Origin of the sequence: Streptomyces lomondensis, from assembly GCF_014651035.1 — a bacterium.
Classification (GTDB): Bacteria; Actinomycetota; Actinomycetes; order Streptomycetales; family Streptomycetaceae; genus Streptomyces; species Streptomyces lomondensis.
The window spans coordinates 504,314-524,186 of sequence record NZ_BMWC01000001.1 but is presented as its reverse complement, the minus strand read 5'-3'; the positions used below and the strand labels follow the sequence as shown (position 1 = coordinate 524,186).

Annotated in this window: 18 protein-coding genes; 14 read left to right on the top strand and 4 right to left on the bottom strand. The window is 71.8% G+C overall.

Annotated elements, in window-relative coordinates; translation table 11 throughout:
• The first annotated feature begins 57 nt into the window (after nt 1-57).
• Together IE255_RS02290 and IE255_RS02285 are read left to right on the top strand one after the other, a co-directional pair.
• Nucleotides 58-1,437 (top strand): amino acid permease, encoded by a 1,380-nt coding sequence (locus IE255_RS02290; RefSeq protein ID WP_190048391.1) that lies wholly within the window; start codon nt 58-60, stop codon nt 1,435-1,437.
• Between the two features lie 135 nt (nt 1,438-1,572).
• A complete protein-coding gene (locus IE255_RS02285; protein ID WP_190048390.1) occupies nt 1,573-2,220 on the top strand; it encodes a superoxide dismutase in 648 nt (215 codons plus the stop codon).
• A gap of 118 nt (nt 2,221-2,338) precedes the next feature.
• Here the strand turns inward: IE255_RS02285 and IE255_RS02280 are convergent, their stop codons facing one another.
• The 3 genes from IE255_RS02280 to IE255_RS02270 form a co-directional block, all read right to left on the bottom strand.
• The gene (locus IE255_RS02280; RefSeq protein ID WP_190048389.1) at nt 2,339-3,115 is read right to left on the bottom strand and encodes an SAM-dependent methyltransferase; all 777 of its coding nucleotides are present in this window, start codon (nt 3,113-3,115) and stop codon (nt 2,339-2,341) included.
• A gap of 12 nt (nt 3,116-3,127) precedes the next feature.
• A complete protein-coding gene (locus IE255_RS02275) occupies nt 3,128-3,751 on the bottom strand; it encodes a histidine phosphatase family protein (RefSeq protein WP_190048388.1) in 624 nt (207 codons plus the stop codon).
• Between the two features lie 91 nt (nt 3,752-3,842).
• Complete coding sequence (locus tag IE255_RS02270) at nt 3,843-5,312, bottom strand: FGGY-family carbohydrate kinase (protein WP_190048387.1); 1,470 nt, start codon at nt 5,310-5,312, stop codon at nt 3,843-3,845.
• 156 nt (nt 5,313-5,468) lie between these two features.
• On the opposite strand from IE255_RS02270, the gene IE255_RS02265 reads away from it, so the two are divergent.
• The 10 genes from IE255_RS02265 to IE255_RS39860 are packed head-to-tail and all read left to right on the top strand — an operon-like array spanning nt 5,469 to nt 15,225.
• Complete coding sequence (locus IE255_RS02265) at nt 5,469-6,890, top strand: ABC transporter substrate-binding protein (RefSeq protein ID WP_190048386.1); 1,422 nt, start codon at nt 5,469-5,471, stop codon at nt 6,888-6,890.
• Nucleotides 6,891-6,892: 2 nt separating this feature from the next.
• Complete coding sequence (locus IE255_RS02260; RefSeq protein ID WP_190048385.1) at nt 6,893-7,771, top strand: carbohydrate ABC transporter permease; 879 nt, start codon at nt 6,893-6,895, stop codon at nt 7,769-7,771.
• Nucleotides 7,768-8,592 (top strand): carbohydrate ABC transporter permease, encoded by an 825-nt coding sequence (locus IE255_RS02255; RefSeq protein ID WP_190048384.1) that lies wholly within the window; start codon nt 7,768-7,770, stop codon nt 8,590-8,592. The genes IE255_RS02260 and IE255_RS02255 overlap by 4 nt, the downstream gene beginning before the upstream one ends.
• A complete protein-coding gene (locus IE255_RS02250) occupies nt 8,589-9,680 on the top strand; it encodes an ABC transporter ATP-binding protein (RefSeq protein WP_190048383.1) in 1,092 nt (363 codons plus the stop codon). Before IE255_RS02255 ends, IE255_RS02250 begins: the two co-directional genes overlap by 4 nt.
• Nucleotides 9,677-10,501 (top strand): DeoR/GlpR family DNA-binding transcription regulator, encoded by an 825-nt coding sequence (locus IE255_RS02245; RefSeq protein ID WP_190048382.1) that lies wholly within the window; start codon nt 9,677-9,679, stop codon nt 10,499-10,501. The genes IE255_RS02250 and IE255_RS02245 overlap by 4 nt, the downstream gene beginning before the upstream one ends.
• Nucleotides 10,479-11,558, top strand: coding sequence for an ABC transporter ATP-binding protein (locus IE255_RS02240; RefSeq protein ID WP_190048381.1), 1,080 nt, complete (start codon nt 10,479-10,481; stop codon nt 11,556-11,558). Before IE255_RS02245 ends, IE255_RS02240 begins: the two co-directional genes overlap by 23 nt.
• Entirely contained in the window at nt 11,555-12,586 is a 1,032-nt protein-coding gene (locus IE255_RS02235) for a 2-hydroxyacid dehydrogenase (RefSeq protein ID WP_190048380.1), read from the top strand. The genes IE255_RS02240 and IE255_RS02235 overlap by 4 nt, the downstream gene beginning before the upstream one ends.
• 19 nt (nt 12,587-12,605) lie before the next feature.
• On the top strand, nt 12,606-14,030 hold the full coding sequence (locus IE255_RS02230) for an FGGY-family carbohydrate kinase (RefSeq protein WP_190048379.1): 1,425 nt from the start codon (nt 12,606-12,608) through the stop codon (nt 14,028-14,030).
• 26 nt (nt 14,031-14,056) lie between these two features.
• Nucleotides 14,057-15,088 carry a glycerophosphodiester phosphodiesterase family protein gene (locus IE255_RS02225; RefSeq protein WP_190048378.1) on the top strand — a complete coding sequence of 344 codons (1,032 nt, stop codon included), beginning with the start codon at nt 14,057-14,059 and terminating at the stop codon, nt 15,086-15,088.
• A 14-nt stretch (nt 15,089-15,102) separates the two neighbouring features.
• A complete protein-coding gene (locus IE255_RS39860) occupies nt 15,103-15,225 on the top strand; it encodes a hypothetical protein (RefSeq protein WP_267975586.1) in 123 nt (40 codons plus the stop codon).
• Between the two features lie 3 nt (nt 15,226-15,228).
• Here IE255_RS39860 and IE255_RS02220 read toward each other — a convergent pair whose 3' ends face one another.
• Entirely contained in the window at nt 15,229-15,867 is a 639-nt protein-coding gene (locus IE255_RS02220; protein WP_190048377.1) for a mycothiol-dependent nitroreductase Rv2466c family protein, read from the bottom strand.
• Between the two features lie 137 nt (nt 15,868-16,004).
• On the opposite strand from IE255_RS02220, the gene pepN reads away from it, so the two are divergent.
• Together pepN and IE255_RS02210 are read left to right on the top strand one after the other, a co-directional pair.
• Complete coding sequence (gene pepN / locus IE255_RS02215) at nt 16,005-18,584, top strand: aminopeptidase N (protein WP_190048376.1); 2,580 nt, start codon at nt 16,005-16,007, stop codon at nt 18,582-18,584.
• 195 nt (nt 18,585-18,779) lie between these two features.
• Nucleotides 18,780-19,820, top strand: a complete 1,041-nt coding sequence (locus IE255_RS02210; protein ID WP_190048375.1) for a hypothetical protein — start codon at nt 18,780-18,782, stop codon at nt 19,818-19,820.
• Nucleotides 19,821-19,873 lie beyond the last annotated feature (53 nt).

Below are 19,873 nucleotides of genomic sequence, written 5' to 3'. Positions count from 1 at the left end.
CAGACTGGCGGCGTTTTTGCCCTCTCCCGCCTCTCACGCATTGGACGAGCCGCGCCCATGCCCAGCACCACCACCGGGACGCCGCCCCGCACGGACGACGTCTCCCTGTCCCACGGCCTGAAGCAGCGCCACCTGTCGATGATCGCCCTCGGCGGGGTGATCGGCGCCGGTCTGTTCGTCGGCTCCGGCGCCGGTATCGCCGCGGCCGGTCCGTCGATCGTGGTCGCCTACGCCCTCTCCGGCCTCCTCGTGATGCTGGTGATGCGCATGCTCGGCGAGATGTCGGCCGCGTATCCGTCGTCCGGCTCGTTCTCGGCGCACGCGGAGCGCGCGATCGGCCCCTGGGCCGGGTTCACCGCCGGCTGGTCCTTCTGGGTGCTGCTGTGCACGGCCGTCGGCCTGGAGGGCATCGGTGCCGCGAAGATCGTCAGCGGCTGGCTGCCGGGCACGCCGGAGTGGGCGTGGGTGGCACTGTTCATGGTCGTCTTCTGCGGCACGAACCTCGCGGCCGTGAAGAACTTCGGCGAGTTCGAGTTCTGGTTCGCGGCCCTGAAGGTCGGCGCGATCACCCTGTTCCTGGCGCTCGGCGTCCTGGCGATCCTCGGGATCCTGCCCGGCACGGACTCGCCCGGCGCCTCGCACCTCACCGACTTCCTCCCCAACGGCGGCGAGGGCCTGGTCATCGGCCTGCTCGCGTCGGTCTTCGCCTACGGCGGCCTGGAGACGGTCACCATCGCGGCGGCCGAGTCGGAGAACCCGGTCCAGGGCGTGGCGAGGGCGGTGCGCACGGCGATGTGGCGGATCGCGCTGTTCTACGTCGGCTCGATGGCGGTCATCGTCACGCTGGTGCCGTGGGACTCGAAGGCGGTCGTCGAGAAGGGCCCGTACGTCGCCGCCCTGGACGAGCTCGGCATCCCGGGCGCCGGGCAGCTGATGAACGTGGTCGTGCTGGTGGCCCTGCTGTCGGCGATGAACGCCAACATCTACGGCGCCTCGCGCATCGCCTACTCGCTGGTGGAGCGCGGCCAGGGCCCGAAGGGGCTGGGCCGGGTCTCGGGCGGGGTGCCGCGGATCGCCGTGCTGGCGTCCTGCGTCTTCGGGTTCCTGTGCGTGCTGCTGAGCTACTGGCGGCCGAACGACGTCTTCCCCTGGCTGCTGAACATGATCGGCGCGGTGATCCTGGTCGTCTGGATCTTCATCGCCGTCTCGCAGCTGCGGCTGCGCCGCCGGCTGGAGCGCGAGGAGCCGGGGAAGCTGGCCGTGCGGATGTGGGCGTTCCCGTGGCTGACGTGGGTCGCGCTGGCCGGTATGGCCGCCGTCTTCGTCCTGATGGCCCGGGAGCCGGACACGCGGGTGCAGTTGTACTCGACGGGCGGGATGACGCTGGCCCTGGCGGCCGTCGGATTCGCCTGGCAGAAGGCGCGCGCCCGGCATTAGGAACCTCACGGTGAAAAGGCCCCCGCGACACACGCGGGGGCCTTTTCGCGTGCCCCGGGCACCCATCGGCCACTCTTGCTGCTAGCGTGCAGTTGCAAGGCTATTGCAATAAGAGGTTCGGAGGGGACCCCGCCCATGCCCGTCTACACGCTGCCCGACCTGCCCTACGACTACTCCGCGCTCGCCCCCGTGATCAGCCCCGAGATCATCGAGCTGCACCACGACAAGCACCACGCGGCCTATGTGAAAGGCGCCAACGACACGCTGGAGCAGCTCGCGGAGGCGCGGGACAAGGAGTCGTGGGGGTCGATCAACGGCCTGGAGAAGAACCTGGCCTTCCACCTCTCCGGGCACATCCTGCACAGCATCTACTGGCAGAACATGACCGGCCCGAAGGACGGCGGCGGTGAGCCGCTGGCGCAGGACGGCGTGGGTGAGCTGGCCGACGCGATCACCGAGTCCTTCGGTTCCTTCGCGCACTTCAAGGCGCAGCTGTCCAAGGCCGCCGCGACCACGCAGGGTTCGGGCTGGGGCGTGCTCGCCTACGAGCCGCTGAGCGGCCGGCTGATCGTCGAGCAGGTCTACGACCACCAGGGCAACGTCGGCCAGGGCGCCACCCCGATCCTGGTCTTCGACGCCTGGGAGCACGCCTTCTACCTCCAGTACCGCAACCAGAAGGTCGACTTCATCGAGGCGATGTGGCAGGTCGTCAACTGGCAGGATGTCGCCCGTCGTTACGAGGCCGCGAAGTCCCGGGCGGATGTGCTGCTGCTGGCCCCCTGAGGCCGCCCCGTGAAGCGTCCTGCCTCGTGATCGTCTTCTCACCCTTCACGTACGGCAGGCGGAAAGAAGGAACCCCCGCGAGGACGTGACTCGCGGGGGTTTCCCGTGCTCGGGGGCGTCAGGGCTTGCGGCCCAACCCGCCGTGCTGGCCGATCGGTTCCGTCGGTTCGCCCGGCTCGGGGTGCCACAGCGGGACCGACACCACGCCCGGTTCCACCAGCTCCAGGCCCTCGAAGAACGCTTCGATCTGCTCCACCGGCCGCAGGAAGTACGGGACCGCGCCCGTCTCGTTGTAGGCGTCCTGGGCCTGCTCGTAGGCCGGGTCCGTGCCACGGGAGCCCTCGTTGAGGGAGAGGTAGCTGCCGGAGGGCAGGCCGGCCAGGAGGCGGCGGACCAGCTCGCGGGCCTCGTCGTAGTCGGCGACATGGCCCAGGATGCCGCTGAGGATCAGGGCGGTGGGGCGGGTGAGGTCGAGCGTCTCGCCGGCGGCGGCGAGGATCTGCTCCGGCTCGTAGAGGCTGATGGGCTCGTACGCCGTCGCGCCCTCGGGCGTGGAGGTGAGCAGGGCGCGGGCGTGCGCGAGGACCAGCGGGTCGTTGTCGACGTAGACGATCCGCGACTCGGGGGCCAGGCGCTGGGCGACCTCGTGGGTGTTGTCGACGGTCGGCAGGCCGGTGCCGACGTCGAGGAACTGCCGTACGCCCGCTTCCTGGACGAGGTGGCGGATGCTGCGGCCGAGGAAGGCGCGGCTGCTGCGGGCGATGGTGACGATGCCGGGGAAGACGGCGGTGTAGGCGTCACCGGCCGCCTCGTCCACCGGGTAGTTGTCCTTGCCGCCGAGCCAGTAGTTCCAGATCCGGGCCGAGTGCGGCACCGACGTGTCGATCTGCGTCATGGGCCCATAGTGCTACGGCATGTCCGGCTCGCACGGCACATTGAGTGAGAGGAGTGCGGCGGAACCGTCGCGGTTCACGCGCAGTTCGCTGATCGCCGCGTTCCGCAACCGCGGGAGCACTCTGCGGTACTCACGGGCCGGGATCGACAGCAGCGTGCACAGCACCAGGCGCAGCAGGGTGTTGTGGGCGACGACCAGGACACGCCCGCCGGAATGGGCGGCGGCGATGCGGCGCAGGGCGTCGGCGCCGCGGGCCGCTGCAGCCGCCGGGTCCTCGGCGCCCGGGAAGGGGTTCGCGACCGGGTCGGCGCGGAAGGCGGCGGCCCGCTCGGGCTCCTCGGCCTCGAACTCGGCGAGCGTCCGGCCCTCGACCACGCCGAAGTCGCATTCCGCCAGGCCGGGTTCGCGCCGCGGGGTGAGGCCCAGGGCGCGGCAGGCGGGCTCGGCGGTGGCGACGGCCCGGGACAGCGGGGACGTCCAGATCGCGTCGACGGGGTGGGCGGCCGCCCACCGGCCGAGGGCCTCGGCCTGGGCGCGGCCGGTGTCGGTGAGGGCGATGTCGCTGATCCCGGCGTAGCGGTTCTCGGCGTGCCAGACGGTCTGTCCGTGGCGGGCCAGCAGGAGGGTGGTGGTCATGGGCCGGTCCGTTCGCGTGCGGTCGGGCGGTCGGTGCGCTGCGGCACCCGGGTGGTCTGCTCGCCGGTGCGGGGTCGCACCTGGGTCCTGGTCATGACTTCCCAGTGTCCAGGTGCAGGCGGGCCCGGGCGTGGTCCGCGACCGGGGCGGGCAGCCAGCCGCGTTCCCGCAGGGCGTCGACGAGGCGCGCGTACGGCTCGGCGAAGGCCGCCGTGCGGTCGGGGCGGGGTTCGACGACGGTCCGGACGCGGACCATGCGCTCGGCGACGTCCGCCAGCGACTCGGCGCCGGACACCCCGTACGCGGCCAGCGCTGCCATGCCCAGGGCGGGTTCGGTCTGCTCGGGGACGCGGGCCGGGCGGCCCAGGATGTCGGCGCGCAGCTGATTCCAGTACGGGCTGCGCGCGCCGCCGCCCGTGAAGGTGAGCGGGCCGTCGAGGGGGGCGCCGAGGTGGTGCAGGTAGTCCAGGCACAGGCGTTCCGCGAAGCCGACGCCCTGGAGCAGCGCGGCCCACCGCTCGGCGTCGTCCGCGGGGTCGCCGAGGAGCAGAGACGTGGCCTCCGGTGCCCGGAACGGGAACCGCTCCCCCGGGGAAACGAGGGGATAGGCGACCGCGCCGGCCGGCTCGAACGCCCTGGCCCGTTCGTCCATCCCGGCGGGGTCGGCGTCCGGGAAGTGCGCCGCGAGGGCACCGGCGCCCACGCTCGACGCCCCGCCGGGCAGCCAGGTGCCGTCGGGCGCGCGGTGGTTGTAGACCACGCCGGTGGGGTCCCGGACCGGGTCGCGGGCCGCTCCCTTGAGCACGAGCGTGGTGCCGAGCACCGAGTTCCAGGCGCCGGGCCGCAGGGCGCCCGAGGCGATCTGGGCCGCGCAGCCGTCCGTCATCCCGGCGAGCACCGGGGTGCCGGCGGGGATGCCGGTGGCGTCGGCGGCGGCCGGGGAGACCTCACCCAGGCGGGTGCCGGGAGGTACGACGTCAGGCAGAAGCCCATCCGGAAGCCCGAGTCGGGCCGGCGCGGCCTCTGGCCAGGTGTCGTGCTCCAGGTCGTAGCCCGTCTTGAGGGCGTGGCTGGAGTCGGCGGGGGGCGGTGCGCCGGTGAGGCGGGTGACGATCAGGTCGGGCTGGTGGCTGAGCCGGAGGCCGGGGCCGTACTCCCCCACCAGCCACAGCGCCTTCGGCAGCGCCCAGGTGTCCTGGACCGCGAGCCCCGCCTCCCGCGCCCGGGCGGCCTCCGCCTTCGCGCGCCCGTCGTCGTACATCAGCGCGGGGCTCACGGGACGGCCCGAGCCGTCCGTCAGCAGCACCGTGCCGGACGTGCCGCACACCGCGAGTCCGCCCACCGGCGTGCCGGGGGGCGCGGAGCCGAGCGCGGCCCGGGACGCCGTGCACAGCGCCTGCCACCACCGCACCGGATCCTGCTCGTGCCGCACCCCCTCGCGCCGCCCGGACAGCGGGGCCGAGCCGCTGCCGAGGACCGTGCCGTCGGCGGTGACGAGCAGCACGCGGACGCTCTGCGTGCCCAGGTCCACGCCCAGCCAGCCCGCACCCTCGTCCGCCATCCGGAACCTCCCACGCCGTCGCAGCCGGATCTGTGAAGTTCTCACTGTGCCCCGATATTTTCCCGTGCGCGAGGGATTGACGCCCAACTTCAGCCGTTCCACCCTCTGTTGACGAGTCGACTCGACGTGTTAACCAGGCTCCACGCGGAGGTACGGATGGACACGCACGTGCACGACCGCCGGCGCTTCCTCGCCCTCGCCGCCGGGGCGGCGGCCGCCCCGCTCCTGACGGCCTGCGGCGCCGGTTTCGGCGGGAACGACAGCAAGAGCGACGGGTCCGCCGCCGACGACATCACCGGTTCCTTCGACTGGAAGCGGGAGCAGGGCACCACCGTCAAGGCGCTGCTCAACAAGCACCCGTACACGGACGCGCTCATCGCCGACCTGAAGTCCTTCACCGCGCGGACCGGCATCGAGGTCGAGTACGACGTCTTCCCCGAGGACAACTACTTCGACAAGCTCACCGTCGACCTGTCCAGCGGGCGTGCCTCCTACGACGTCTTCATGCTCGGCGCGTACATGGTGTGGCAGTACGGGCCGCCGGGCTGGCTGGAGGACCTCGGGCCCTGGATGCGCAACTCCTCGGCGACGGACGCCGAATGGGACCAGGCGGACTTCTTCCCGAACCTGCTCCAGGCCGACCAGTGGTCGCTGAAGGCGGGCGCGCCGCTCGGCCAGGGCGGGCAGTACGCGCTGCCGTGGGGCTGGGAGACCAACGTCGTCGCCTACAACACCGAGGTGTTCGGCAGACTCGGCCTGAAACCGGCCGAGTCCTTCGACGAGCTGACCGAACTCGCCGGCACCATCAAGCGCAAGGCGCCGGGCGCGGGCTTCGACGGCATGTACGGGATCGCCGTACGCGGGTCCCGCAGCTGGGCCACCATCCACCCCGGCTTCATGACGATGTACGCCCGCAACGGGCTGAAGGACTTCACGGTGGACGGCGGGAAGCTCACCCCCGCCATGAACAGCCCGGAGGCCGTCGCCTTCACCGAGGACTGGGCTCGGATGGTCAAGCGGGGCGGACCGCCGTCCTGGACGTCGTACACCTGGTACCAGTGCTCCAGCGATCTCGGCGCGAAGAAGGCCGGGATGCTGTTCGACGCCGACACGGCCGCCTACTTCCAGGCGGTCAAGGGCGCGAGCCCCGCGTCCGGGAAGATCGCCTTCCACCCGGGGCCGAAGGGGCCGGACGGGTCGCTCGCCACCAACATGTGGATCTGGTCGCTCGGCATGAACGCCAAGAGCAAGAAGAAGAGCGCCAGTTGGCTGTTCCTGCAGTGGGCGACCGGCAAGGAGCACCTGCGCAAGGGCGCGATCACGCACAACCACATCGACCCGGTGCGCAAGTCGGTCGCCGAGGACGCCGCGTACAAGGACAAGATGCGGCACCTGCCCGGCTTCCTGGAGACCTTCGAGACGGTCGTCGACCAGACGAAGATCCAGTTCACCCCGCAGGCGCAGTTCTTCGACGCGACGACCAGCTGGGCGGCGGCCCTCCAGGAGATCTACGGCGGCAAGGGCGCCAAGTCGGTGCTGGACGGGCTGGCGGACGACCTCGCCGGCAAGGTGGGCTAGCCATGCGGCTCGCGCTGCGCCCGTACCTCCTGATCGTCCCGGCCCTGCTGCTGACCTGCGCGATCCTCTACCCCTTCGGGCTCGGGCTGTACTACACGCTGTTCGACTTCTCGGCGAGCAAACCGCAACCGGACATGGTGCGGTTCGAGAACTACACGACCGTCTTCACGCAGGAGGCGTTCTGGAACTCGGCGTGGGTGACCGTGCTGTACGCGGTCGGGGCGGCGCTCGTGGAGACCGTGCTCGGGGTGGCCGTCGCCCTGCTGCTGCACCGCTCGACGCTGGTGGGCCGGGTGCTGGAGAAGATCCTGATCCTGCCGCTGATGATCGCCCCGGTCATCGCGGCGATCATCTGGAAGCTGATGCTCCAGCCGTCCGTGGGCGTCGTCAACTACCTGCTGCGGCCCTTCGGCCTGGGCGGGGTGCAGTGGACCGACACCCCCACGGGCGCGCTGCTGTCGTCGATCGCCGTGGACGTGTGGGTGTACACCCCGTTCGTGGCGATCCTCGCCCTCGCCGGTCTGCGGTCGCTGCCCACCTCCCCGTTCGAGGCGGCGGCCGTGGACGGCGCGGGGTGGTGGTACACGTTCCGGCGGCTGACGCTGCCGATGCTGTGGCCGTACGTGCTGGTCGCGGTGATCTTCCGGTTCATGGACTCGCTGAAGGTGTTCGACATCATCTACGCCCTGACGGAGGGCGGGCCGGGCGACTCGACCGTCGTCCTCCAGATCCGGGCGTACCTGGAGGCCATCCGCTTCCAGCGGTACTCCTTCGGGATCTCCTACACGATCGTGCTGTGGGCGGTGGTGTATCTGGCCGCGATGGTGCTGGTGAAGCACCTGGGGAAGATCCAGCGGAAGGCCGCGGAGGTCACCACATGAGGAAACGCCTGCTGGGCTGGCTCGCGGACGCCGCCCTCGTCCTCTACTTCGTCTTCGCGCTGTTCCCCATCGCCTGGATGGTGATCCTGTCGCTGAAGCCGGCGGACCAGCTCTTCTCCACCTACTTCTCCTTCTCCCCGACCCTCGACGGCTACCGGACGGTCCTCGGCGACAGCGAGGGCATCCCGTTCGTGCGGTTCTTCGTCAACAGCCTGGTGGTGTCGGTGGGGGCGGTCGTGCTGTCGCTGGTGGTGGGGCTGCCGGCGGCGTACGCCTCGGCGCGGTGGCGGTTCAGGGGCTCGGAGAACCTGATGTTCACGCTGCTGTCGTTCCGCTTCGCGCCCGAACTGACCGTGATCATCCCGCTGTTCGTGCTGTACCAGAAGCTCGGGCTGTTCGACACGTACGTCGGCATGGTGTGGGTGCTCCAGCTGGTCACGCTGCCGCTGATCGTGTGGATCATGCGGTCGTACTTCGCCGACCTCACGCCCGAGCTGGAGCAGGCGGCCCTGCTGGACGGCTACACCCGCAAGCAGGCGTTCTTCAAGGTGGCCCTGCCGCTGGTCAAGCCGGGCATCGCGGCCGTGTCGCTGCTGGCGTTCATCTTCGCCTGGAACAACTTCGTCTTCCCGCTGATCCTCACCTCCAACGAGGCACAGACGGTGACCGTGGGCGCCCTGTCCTTCCTCGGCGGGGACCGGCCCAAGTACAACCTGACGGCCGCCGCCGCGCTCGTCTCCGTCGTCCCGCCGCTGCTGCTGGCGCTGACGATCCAGCGGTATCTGGTGCGGGGCCTGTCGTTCGGGGCGGTGAAGTCATGATCCGGCTGAGCGGGATACGGAAGGCGTACGGCAGGACCGTCGCGCTCGACGGACTGGACCTGGAGGTCCGCGAGGGCGAGTTCTTCTCCCTGCTGGGCCCGTCCGGCGCGGGCAAGACCACGACGTTGAAGACCATCGCCGGGCTCGAACAGCCCGACGCCGGCACGGTCGTGCTCGACGGCCGGGACATGAAGGGCGTGGAGCCGTACGACCGGGGTGTGGCGATGTGCTTCGAGAGCTACGCCCTCTACCCGCACCGCTCGGCCTACGACAACCTGGCCTCGCCGCTGCGCTCGCCCCGGCACCGGCTGCCCGCCGCCGAGGCCCGGCAGCGGATCGGCGCCATCGCCGAACTGCTCGGCATCTCGGGGTTGCTGGACCGGCCCGTGGGCCGGCTGTCCAACGGGCAGCGGCAGCGTGTCGCCCTCGGCCGGGTGCTGGTCCGCCCCGCCCGGGCCTTCCTGCTCGACGAGCCGCTCTCCCACCTCGACGCCAAGCTGCGCCAGCAGATGCGGGCGGAGCTGAAGGCGATCGGGGCCGTGCAGCACACCACCACCCTGTACGTCACCCACGACTCGGTCGAGGCGCTGGCGCTCGGCGACCGCATCGGGGTCGTCCGGGAGGGCCGGATCGTGCAGACGGGCACCCGGGAGGAGATCTGGTACCGGCCCCACGACACGGAGGTCGCGCGGGCCTTCGGGCGGCCCCGGATCAATCTGCTGCCGGGCGTGGTGACGGAGCGCGGGGTGCGGTCGGACGGCGGGGTCGAGCTGCCGGTCCGGTCACGGGCCGCGCCCGGCACGGACGTCCTCGTCGGCCTGCGCCCCCGGGACATCGTCCTGCACGGCGGGGAGGGGCACGAGCTGACCGGGACCGTGTACGTCACCGAGGTGCTCGGCCGGTCCGTCGAGGTCACCGTCCGGCTCGGGACCGGGGAGCAGCGGGTGTCGCTGGTGGCCCCTCGGGCGGACGCGGCTCGCCTTCGTCCGGACGATCCCGTACGGCTCGCGGTCCGGCCTGAGAACCTGCTGCTGTTCGAGGCCGACCGGCCGGAACGACCGGGACGACGGATAGAGACACAGCCATGAGCAGCAGCAGTGGTGGACAGCAGGGGCCCGCGGCGCGGCAGGCCGCCATGGCCGAGCAGGTGCTGGCCGACGGATCGGCGACGGCGGCGGAGCTCGCCGAGCGGTTCGGGGTGAGCCTGATGACCATCCACCGAGACCTCGACGAACTCGAACGGCAGGGCATCGTACGGAAGTTCCGGGGCGGGGTGACCGCGCAGCCGTCGGGGGTCTTCGAGTCGAACGTGCAGTACCGGCTGAAGACCATGCGGGCCGAGAAGGCAGCCGTCGCCGAGCACGCGCTGCGGAGGGTGGAGCCCGGCATGGCGATCCTGCTGGACGACTCCACGTCCACGCTGGAGATAGCCCGGCGGCTGCGCACGGGCGAGATAACACCGCTGACGGTCGTCACCAACTTCCTGGAGGCGATCAACCTCCTGGCCGACCAGCGGGGCATCCACCTGATGGCCCTCGGCGGCGACTACGACCCGCTGCACTCCTCGTTCCTCGGGGTGTCGTGCGTGGAGGCGGTCGAGCAGCTGCGGGTGGACGTGTGCTTCGCGTCCACGTCGGCCGTGCACGGGGGTTACGCCTACCACCAGGAACAGCACATCGTGTCCGTGAAGCGGGCGATGCTCGACGCGGCGGCACGGAACGTCCTGCTGATCGACCACACCAAGCTCGGCCGGGTCGCCCTGCACCGGGTCGTCCCGCTGTCCCGCTTCGACACGGTCCTCGTCGACGACGGGGCGTCGCCGGAGGCACTGCGGGATCTGGACGAGCACAAGGTCCGTTACGAGGTTTGCGCGACGAAGGGCGGCCATGACGGGACTGGAGCTACGTGAGCTGCGGAAGACCTACCGATCCCGGGGCCGGCCCTCGGTGGATGCCGTCCGCGGGATCGACCTGAATCTGCGGTCCGGGGAACTGCTCGGGCTGCTCGGTCCCTCCGGCTGCGGCAAGTCGACGACCCTGCGCATGATCGCCGGGCTGGAGTCCGTCACCGGCGGGGACATCCTGGTCGGCGGGGCGTCGGTGGTCGAACGGCCCGCGCAGCAGCGGAACATCGGGGTCGCGTTCGAGAACTACGCGCTGTATCCGCCGCTGTCGGTCGCGGAGAACCTGGCGTTCGGCCTGAAGGCCCGGAGAAAGGCCGCCCGCGGTGACGTCGACCGCAAGGTGAAGGAGATCGCCGAGCGGGTCGGCCTGACCGATCTCCTCGACGCCCGCCCGGCCGGGCTCTCCAGCGGCCAGAAGCAGCGCGTCTCCCTGGCCCGGGCCCTGATCCGCGAACCGGACGTCCTGCTCCTCGACGAGCCGCTCTCCCACCTGGACGCGGCCCAGCGCGACACCACCCGCCGCGAACTCAAGCGCATCCAGAAGGACCTGGGCCACACCACGATCCTGGTCACCCACGACCAGGAGGAGGCCCTCTCCCTCGCCGACCGGATCGCCGTGATGAAGGACGGCGTGATCCAGCAGCTCGGCACCCCCTACCAGATCTACGACAGCCCGGCCAGCGTCTTCGTCGCGGACTTCGTCGGCGAGCCCGCGATCACGCTGCTGCCCGGCATCGCCACCGGCGACGGCCACGCCCGTCTCTCCGACACGGTCCGTGTCGCGCTGCCCGTGCCGGTGGACGCGGGGCGTGAGGTGGTGGTCGGGATCCGCCCGGAGGACGTCCGGCTCACCGCCGAAGGCGGCCTGCCCGCCCGGGTCGTCGCCCACGAACCCCTGCTGGAGTCGGGCCTGGCGACCCTCGCCCTGGACGGGGTCGAACGGCATCTGGTCGTCCTCACCGACCCCGAGGTGCGGCTCGCCCACGACGAACGGGTCCGGGTCGCCGCCGACCCCGAGCACACCCATGTCTTCGACGCCGAGACGGGAGACTCCCTGCGATGACCTCCGGAAACAGTGTGCGTGTGGTGGCCGCCGGCGACCACTTCGTCCTGCCCTCGCTCATCACGCGGGCGGTGGAGCACGAGGTGGGGCGGGCCGACGTCAGGGAACTGCGGCTCGGCTGGCCGCTGGAGCCGTTCGGGCCGGTCGCCGAGGTGCAGGAGGCCAGTGACGCCGAGGACGAGATGATCGAGGCGCTGGCCGGGGCGGAGGTCCTGGTCACGCAGATGGGGCCGGTCACGGAGAGGGTCCTCGCCGCCTGCCCGGATCTGAGGCTGGTCGTGGTCTGCCGGGGCGGGCCGGTGAACGTCAACCTGGACGCGGCGAAGCAGCGGGACGTGCGGGTGTGCTTCGCGCCCGGCCGCAACGCCGCCGCCACCGCCGAGTTCACCGTCGGCATGATGCTGGCCGCCCTGCGCCGCATCCCCCAGGCCCATGTCCCGCTCGCCCGGCAGGGCAGCTGGGAGGGGGCGACGTACTACACGTACGAGCGGAGCGGGCTGGAGCTGGAGGACCTGCCCGTCGGGCTGGTCGGGTACGGGGCCGTCGGCAGCCGGGTCGCGCGGGTGCTGTGCGCGTTCGGGGCGCGGGTGATGGTGTACGACCCGTACGTGCACGGCGAGATCCACGGTCTGCGCGTGGCCTCCCTCGACGAACTCCTGCGCGCCTCCCAGGTGATCACCCTGCACGCCCGGCTCACCCCCGAGACCCGGGGTCTGATCGGAGCCCGGGAGCTGGGGCTGCTGCCGCCCGGGGCGGTGGTGGTGAACGTGGCCCGGGGCCCGCTGCTGGACGAGGCCGCGCTGTGCGACGCGCTGGAGAGCGGGCGGGTGTCGGCGGCGGCGCTCGACACCTACGAACGGGAGCCGCTGCCGGCGGAGTCCCGGCTGCTGGGGCTGGGCGACCGCGTGGTGCTGACGCCGCATTTGGGCGGCGCGTCCCGCGCGGTCGCCGAGAAGGCGGCGCGGATCGCCGCCGAAGAGGTGGGCCGCTGGGTGCGGGGAGAGCCGCTCGCGCACTGTCTGACCTGAGGACCCGGAGGAGAGCCGCATGTACGTCGGTATCGATGTGGGCACGTCCATGGTCAAGGCGGCGGCGTTCGACGGCACGGGCCGGCAACTGGCCGTGGAGTCCCGCCCGGTGGGCCTCTCCCTGCACGGCGGGGTCGTCGAGCAGGACATGGAGGGGGTGTACGGGGCGGTCGTCGCGGTGCTCGACGCGCTGACCTCCGCCGTGGCGGAACCGGTGGAACTGGCCGGACTCACCGGGCAGGGCGACGGGGTGTGGCTCGTGGACGGCGAGGGCCGGCCCGTGCGCCCCGCCGCCTCCTGGATGGACGGGCGGGCACACGAACTGGTCGACCTGTGGCTGGCGGACGGCACCTTCGAGACGGTGTTCCGGCGGACGGGCAGCGCGATGTTCCCCGGCTGCCCGGGGCCGCTGCTGGCCTGGCTGGACAGCCACGAGCCGAAGGCGCTGGACGCCGCGAAAGCCGCCCTGTACTGCAAGGACATGGTGTTCCAGCGGCTGACGGGGGCGGGTCCGACGACGGATGTGTCGGACGCGTCGATGCCATTCCTGGACCCGCGGACCCGGACGTACGACAACCGGGTCGTCGAGCTGCTGGGCCTCACCCACCGCCGGGGCCTGCTCGCCCCCGTCAGCGACCCGGTCGCGACGGCCGAGGCACGCGGCGAGGGCCTGCCGTCCGGCACCCGGATCGCGAACGGCCCGTACGATCTGCCGGCCTGCGCGCTGGGTGCCGGGGTGACGTCCCCAGGCGACGGTCTGCTGATCGTCGGCACCTGCCTGGCAAGCCTGGTCGCCACGACCGAGCTGGACCTGACCGGCGAACCGGCGGGGCTGTACATCTCCACGGACCGGCCCGGGCACTGGTTGCGCGCCATGCCCGCGATGGTCGGCACGGCCGCGCTGGACTGGGTGCTGTCCACGACGGGCGTGCGGCACGACGAGGTGGACGGCCTGCTGGCCGGGACCCCGCCGGGCGCGCACGGCGTGCGCGTGCTGCCGTACTTCGCGCCCTCCGGCGAACGCGCGCCCTTCGTCGAACCGCGCCTGCGCGCCGAACTCACCGGCGTCTCCCTGGAGTCGACCCGGGGCGATCTGGTCCGCGCCACCTGCGAGGGCATCGGGTACGCCGCCCGGCACTGCCTGGAGGCGGCGGGCCTCACCGGGAGCCTGGCCGTCTGCGGCGGCGGCACCCGCAGCCCCGCCTGGATGCGGCTGCTGGCCGACGTGCTCGGCCGGCCGCTGCGGGTCGTCGAGGGCGAGGTGGGCGCGCGGGGGGCGGTGCTGGCGGCGGCCGAGCGGTTGGGGGCCGGGCTGGACGCGCAGGAGTGGACGCGGCCGACGGCGGTCGTCGAGCCGGACCCGGGCCGGGCGGCCCTCTATACGAAGGGCTACCAGGAGCACCTGGACCGGCTGACGCAGGCGCGGGCCCGGGCACGTACGTGAATCTGCCTCCGGAGAAAGGGAGTTGTATGCAGCTCGGACGGAGATCCCTCCTGCTCGCGGCGGCCACGGGAACGGCCGCAGTGTCCGCGGGAACGGCCACGGCCGAACCCCGCACGGGCGGCCCGGTCGTCATCGGCCACCGCGGCGCGGCCGGCTGGCGCCCGGAGCACACGGCGGCCTCGTACACGTACGCCGTGCAGACGGGCGCCGACTGGATCGAACCGGACCTGGTGCCGACGAAGGACCATGTGCTGGTGGTCCGGCACGAGAACGAGATCTCCCAGACGACCGACGTGGCCCGCCGGCCGGAGTTCGCGGACCGCCGTACGACGAAGACGGTCGACGGCCGCTCGGTGACCAACTGGTTCACGGAGGACTTCACGCTGGCCGAGCTGAAGACGCTGCGGGCGGTGGAGCGGCTGCCCCTGGTCCGCGACCGCAACACCGTCTTCGACGGGCGCGAGGAGGTCATGACCTTCCAGGAGGTCGTGGACCTGGCCCGGCGGCTGTCGCGGACGCACGGCCGGACGATCGCCGTCTTCCCGGAGACCAAGCACCCGACGTACTTCCGGTCCATCGGGCTGCCCCTCGAACCGAAGCTGGCCTCCGCGATCCGCCGCAACCGGCTCGGGCGGCGCGAGTGCGTCGTGCAGTCCTTCGAACCGACGAGCCTCAAGCGCATGACGGATCTGAACGTGCCGCTGTGGCAGGCGCTGGGGACGACGGGCGGGCCGTACGACCTGCCCACGGTGACCTACCGGGACATGATGACGCCGGCGGGACTGGCGGAGATCGCGGAGTACGCGGACTGGATCGGGCCGGACAAGTCGTCGCTCGCCGGCACGTCCCTCGTCGCGGACGCGCACGCGGCGGGGCTGCGGATCGGGCCGTACACCTTCCGCGCGGAGAACCAGTTCCTGCCTGCGGACCTCCGGCGGGGAACCGGACCGAACGATTTCGGGGACGCGTTCGCCGAGTACGCGCTGTACTACCGCATGGGGGTCGATGCGGTCGTCACCGATTTCCCGGACCTGGCGGTGATGGCGAGGAGGGGCTGATTGACGGTCACTTCGTGGACGACTACTGGCGCTGCACCGCTGTCGGCTGCCGGTGGTACCAGCGCTACCTCAACCGCGGCGAGGACGGCCTGCTCCCGGAGGAACTCCGGATCCAGGCCGCCCCCGCCGCCGAGTGAGTCCTAGAGGTTGGAGAAGTCCGGGCCCTTGGTGCGGGTGCGCTTGATCTCGTAGAAGCCCGGCACCGAGGCCACGGCGAGGGTGCCGTCCCAGAGGCGGGCGGCCTCCTCGCCCTTGGGGGCCGGGGTGACGACCGGGCCGAAGAAGGCGAGCTGCTCGCCGTCGGCGCCGGGGACCGCGATGACCGGGGTGCCGACCTCCTGGCCGACCTTGTCGATGCCCTCCTTGTGGGAGGCGCGCAGCTGCGGCTCGTACGGGGTGGAGTCCCAGTGCTCCATGAGGGACTCGGGCAGGCCGGCGTCCTTCACGGCGGCGGCGACCGTCTCCTTGCCGAGGCCCTCGTCCTGGTTGTGGATGCGGGTGCCGAGCGCGGTGTAGAGGTCGCCGAGCACCTCGGCGCCGTGCTCCTGCTGCGCGGCTATGACGACCCGGACGGGGCCCCACGCCTTGGTCTGAAGCAGCTCGCGGTACTCCTCGGGCAGCTGGTCGAGCTTGTCCTCGTTGAGGACGGCGAGGCTCATGACGTGCCAGCGGACCTTGATGTCCCTGACCTTCTCCACCTCCAGCACCCAACGGGAGGTCATCCACGCCCAGGGGCACAGCGGGTCGAACCAGAAGTCGACGGGGGTCTTGTCCGACATGTCTCTCCTCACGAGGAATCCGTTTCTCCGGGAACGCCGGTGCTCGCTCCGGTCATTCCCGGCTGCCCGGCGTCAGGGGCACGTGGCAGGATCGGTGCTGTTCAGCCGTACCCCACGACGCTTGAGGAGTGCCGCCCGTGCCCGGTGAGAATCTGTCCCGCGACGAAGCCCGGGAGCGGGCCGCCCTGCTGCGCGTCGACGGGTACGAGGTGTCCCTCGACCTGCGGTCCGCGGTCGGTGCGGACGCCGGCGACGGGCCCCGCACGTTCCGCTCGGTCACGACGATCCGCTTCCGCTGCAACGAGCCCGGCGCGAGCAGCTTCGCCGACCTGATCGCGCCGAGTGTGACGGCCGTCTCACTCAACGGCCGTGATCTGGACCCGGGTGAGGTCTTCGACGGTTCCCGGATCACGCTGGAGGACCTGGCCGCGGACAACGAGCTGGTGGTCGACGCCCAGTGCGCCTACTCCCGGACCGGCGAGGGCCTGCACCGCTTCGTCGACCCGGAGGACGGCGAGGTGTACCTGTACACGCAGTACGAGCCGGCCGACTCGCGTCGCGTCTTCGCCAACTTCGAGCAGCCCGACCTCAAGGCCCCGTACCGCTTCGAGGTGCGGGCCCCGCAGGGCTGGACGGTGTGGAGCAACGGGGCCGGCGAACAGGCGGACGGGGTGTGGCGGTTCGCCGAGACCAAGCCGATCTCGACGTACATCACGTGTGTGGTGGCCGGGCCGTACCACTACGTGACGGACACGTACTCCCGTACGTTCCCGGACGGCACCACGCTGGAGATCCCGCTCGGCGCCCTGTGCCGCAAGGGCCTCGCGCCCTACTTCGACGCCGACGACGTCTTCCTGGTCACCAAGCAGGGCCTGGACTTCTTCCACGACCACTTCGACTACCCGTACCCGTTCGGGAAGTACGACCAGGCGTTCGTGCCCGAGTACAACCTGGGCGCGATGGAGAACCCGGGCCTGGTGACGTTCCGGGAGGAGTTCATCTTCCGCGGGAAGGTCACGCAGGCGTCCTACGAGGGCCGGGCCAATGTCGTGCTGCACGAGATGGCGCACATGTGGTTCGGCGACCTGGTCACCATGGAGTGGTGGGACGACCTGTGGCTGAAGGAGTCGTTCGCGGACTTCATGGGCGCGTTCTCACTGGTCGGCGCGACCCGCTTCACGAGCGGCTGGGTCACCTTCGCCAACCGCCGCAAGGCCTGGGCGTACCGCGCGGACCAGCTGCCCTCCACGCACCCGATCACGGCCGACATCCGCGACCTCCAGGACGCCAAGCTGAACTTCGACGGCATCACGTACGCCAAGGGCGCGTCGGTGCTGAAGCAGCTGGTGGCGTACGTCGGTGAGGACGCGTTCCTGGAGGGTGCCCGGCGCTACTTCAAGCGGCACGCGTACGGCAACACGCGCCTCGGCGATCTGCTGTCGGTGCTGGAGGAGACCAGCGGCCGGGACATGAGCGCGTGGTCGCGGTCCTGGCTCCAGACGGCCGGGGTGAACTCGCTGACGCCGCAGGTGCTGCTGGGCGCGGACGGCCGGGTCGAGGAGCTGGCGGTGGTGCAGGAAGCCGCCGAGTCACATCCGGAACTGCGGCCGCACCGGGTGGCGGTGGGCCTGTACCGGGTGGCGGACGGCGGGACGCTGGAGCGGTACGCGCGCGTGGAGACGGACGTCGACGGCCCGCGGACGGTCGTGGCGGAACTGGCCGGTGCCGACGCGCCCGACCTGGTGCTGGCCAACGACGACGACCTGACCTACTGCAAGATCCGCTTCGACGCGACCTCGCTGGCGACCCTGCGCGAGCACCTGGGCTCGGTGACCGACCCTCTGGCCCGCGCCCTGTGCTGGTCGGCGCTGTGGAACATGACGCGCGACGCGCTGCTGCCGGCCCGGGACTTCGTGGACCTGGTGCTGCGGTTCGCGGGGCGCGAGTCCGAGATCGGCGTCGTGCAGATGCTGCACGCCTGGGCCGAGTCGGCGGTCACGCACTACGCGGCGCCCGCCCGGCGGGAGACGACGGCCCGGCTGCTCGCCGAGGGCGCGCGGCGCGAGCTGTACGCGGCCGAGGCCGGCAGCGAGCACCAGCTCGCCTGGGCGCGCTTCTTCGCCCGGACGGCCACCGCCGAGGCCGACTTCGAGCTGCTGCGGGAGCTGCTGGACGGCACGGCGACGGTCGAGGGACTCGACCTGGACCAGGAGCTGCGCTGGGTGTTCCTGGAGCCGCTGGTGGCGCACGGGGCCGTGGACGAGAAGGCGCTGGCCGAGGAGCTGGCCCGGGACGACACCGCCTCCGGCAAGCGTCACCAGGTGCGCTGTCTGGCCGCCCGCCCGTCCGAGGCGGTCAAGGCGCAGGCGTGGGCGCAGGTCGTGGAGTCGGACGCGCTGTCCAACGCCATGGTGGAGGCGACCATCGCGGGCTTCTCCCAGGGTTCGCAGCGGGAGCTGCTCGCGCCGTACGCGGCGAAGTACTTCGCGGCGATCGAGCGGGTGTGGTCCGAGCGGTCGATCCAGATCGCGATGCACGTGGTGCAGGGACTGTTCCCCTCGCTCCAGCAGTCCCAGGAGACGCTGGCCGCCACGGACGCCTGGCTGGAGGCCCACCGGGAGGCCGCTCCGGCCCTGCGCCGGCTGGTCCTGGAGGCCCGGGACGATCTGGCGCGGGCGCTGCGCGGGCAGGCCTGCGACGAGGCCGCTGACCAGTAGCTTTGGCCTGAGATCCGGCGTTCCGCCTTCGTTACAAGACGCGTGCCCCGCGAGCCGTAACCCCTGGTCCGCACCCGAACGGACCAGGGGCTTTCGGCACCCGAACATCCGTCCTTTAGTGCCCTGTTGTCCGCATTTGTCGACGGACCTGTAACAGCGGTTCAAGGGCGCCTCGGACACGGGAAATTGCGGGGCATGACCCACAACACCCCGCTCTTCCCCCGCCCCCTGCACGACCTGTCAGGCCGTGGCCGCCCCCGTGTGATGACCACGGCCCAGCTTCGCTCGCACGGCGTCTCGACGGCCGAGACGAACGGGCAGTGCCGCCCCGGCGGGCCCTGGCAGCAGCTCCTCCCGGGCGTCGTCCTGCTCCACCCGGGCCCGCCGACCAGCGAGGAGCGGCTGCACGCGGTGCTGCTGTACGCGGCCCGGGAGCGCGGCGGCGGAGTGCCCGCCCAGCCCGGCGCCGGCCGGCCACCCGCCCCTGCCTACCCCGACGCGATGATCACGGGGCTGGCGGCGCTGACGCTGCACGGCTTCTCCTCCACTCCCCCGCTGCCGTCCCTGGACGCCATCGACGTCCTGGTCCCGCGGATGCGGCGGCTGCGCTCGACGGGTTGCGCGCGCATCGTCCGCGGCACCGCGCTGCCGGCCCCCGAGCAGGTCACGGGCGTCCCGGTGGCTCCGGTGGCCCGCGCGCTGGCCGATGCCGTCGCCGGGCTGGAGGACGCCGGCGTCGTGCGCCGGCTGATGACGGAGGCGGTGCGCGGCGCCCACTGCGACGCGACGTCCGTGGTCCGCGAGCTGAACCAGGCGCGGCTGCTGAGCCGCCCGCACGTGGTGGACGCGGTGGAGTCCCTGCTGGCCGAGGGCCGGGCGATCGCGGAGGACCGCCTCTACCGGATGGTCCGCGAGTACGGCCTGCCCGACCCGGTCTGGAACGTCGACCTGCGCCTGCCCGGCGGCCCCTACCTCGGCGGCCTGGACGCGTACTGGCCCGACCAGGCGGTGGCGGTGGAGCTGGACACCCGGGCGCCCCGGCAGGACGACGACGCCCTGTGGTCCGAGTACGCCCGCAAGCGCGAGCACCTGGAGCGCCTCGGCATCACGGTCGTCCACATCACGCCCAGGAAGCTCCGCGACTCCCTCGAGCAGCAGGCGACGGTGGTCCGCACGGCGCTGATGGCAGCGGCCGACCGCGAGCCGGCCGCGTACGTCGTGGTGCTGCCCCGGTAGTGACGGACCGGGCAGGACCAGGAGGGGAGGGGAGGGGCCGCCGGGTCTCGCCG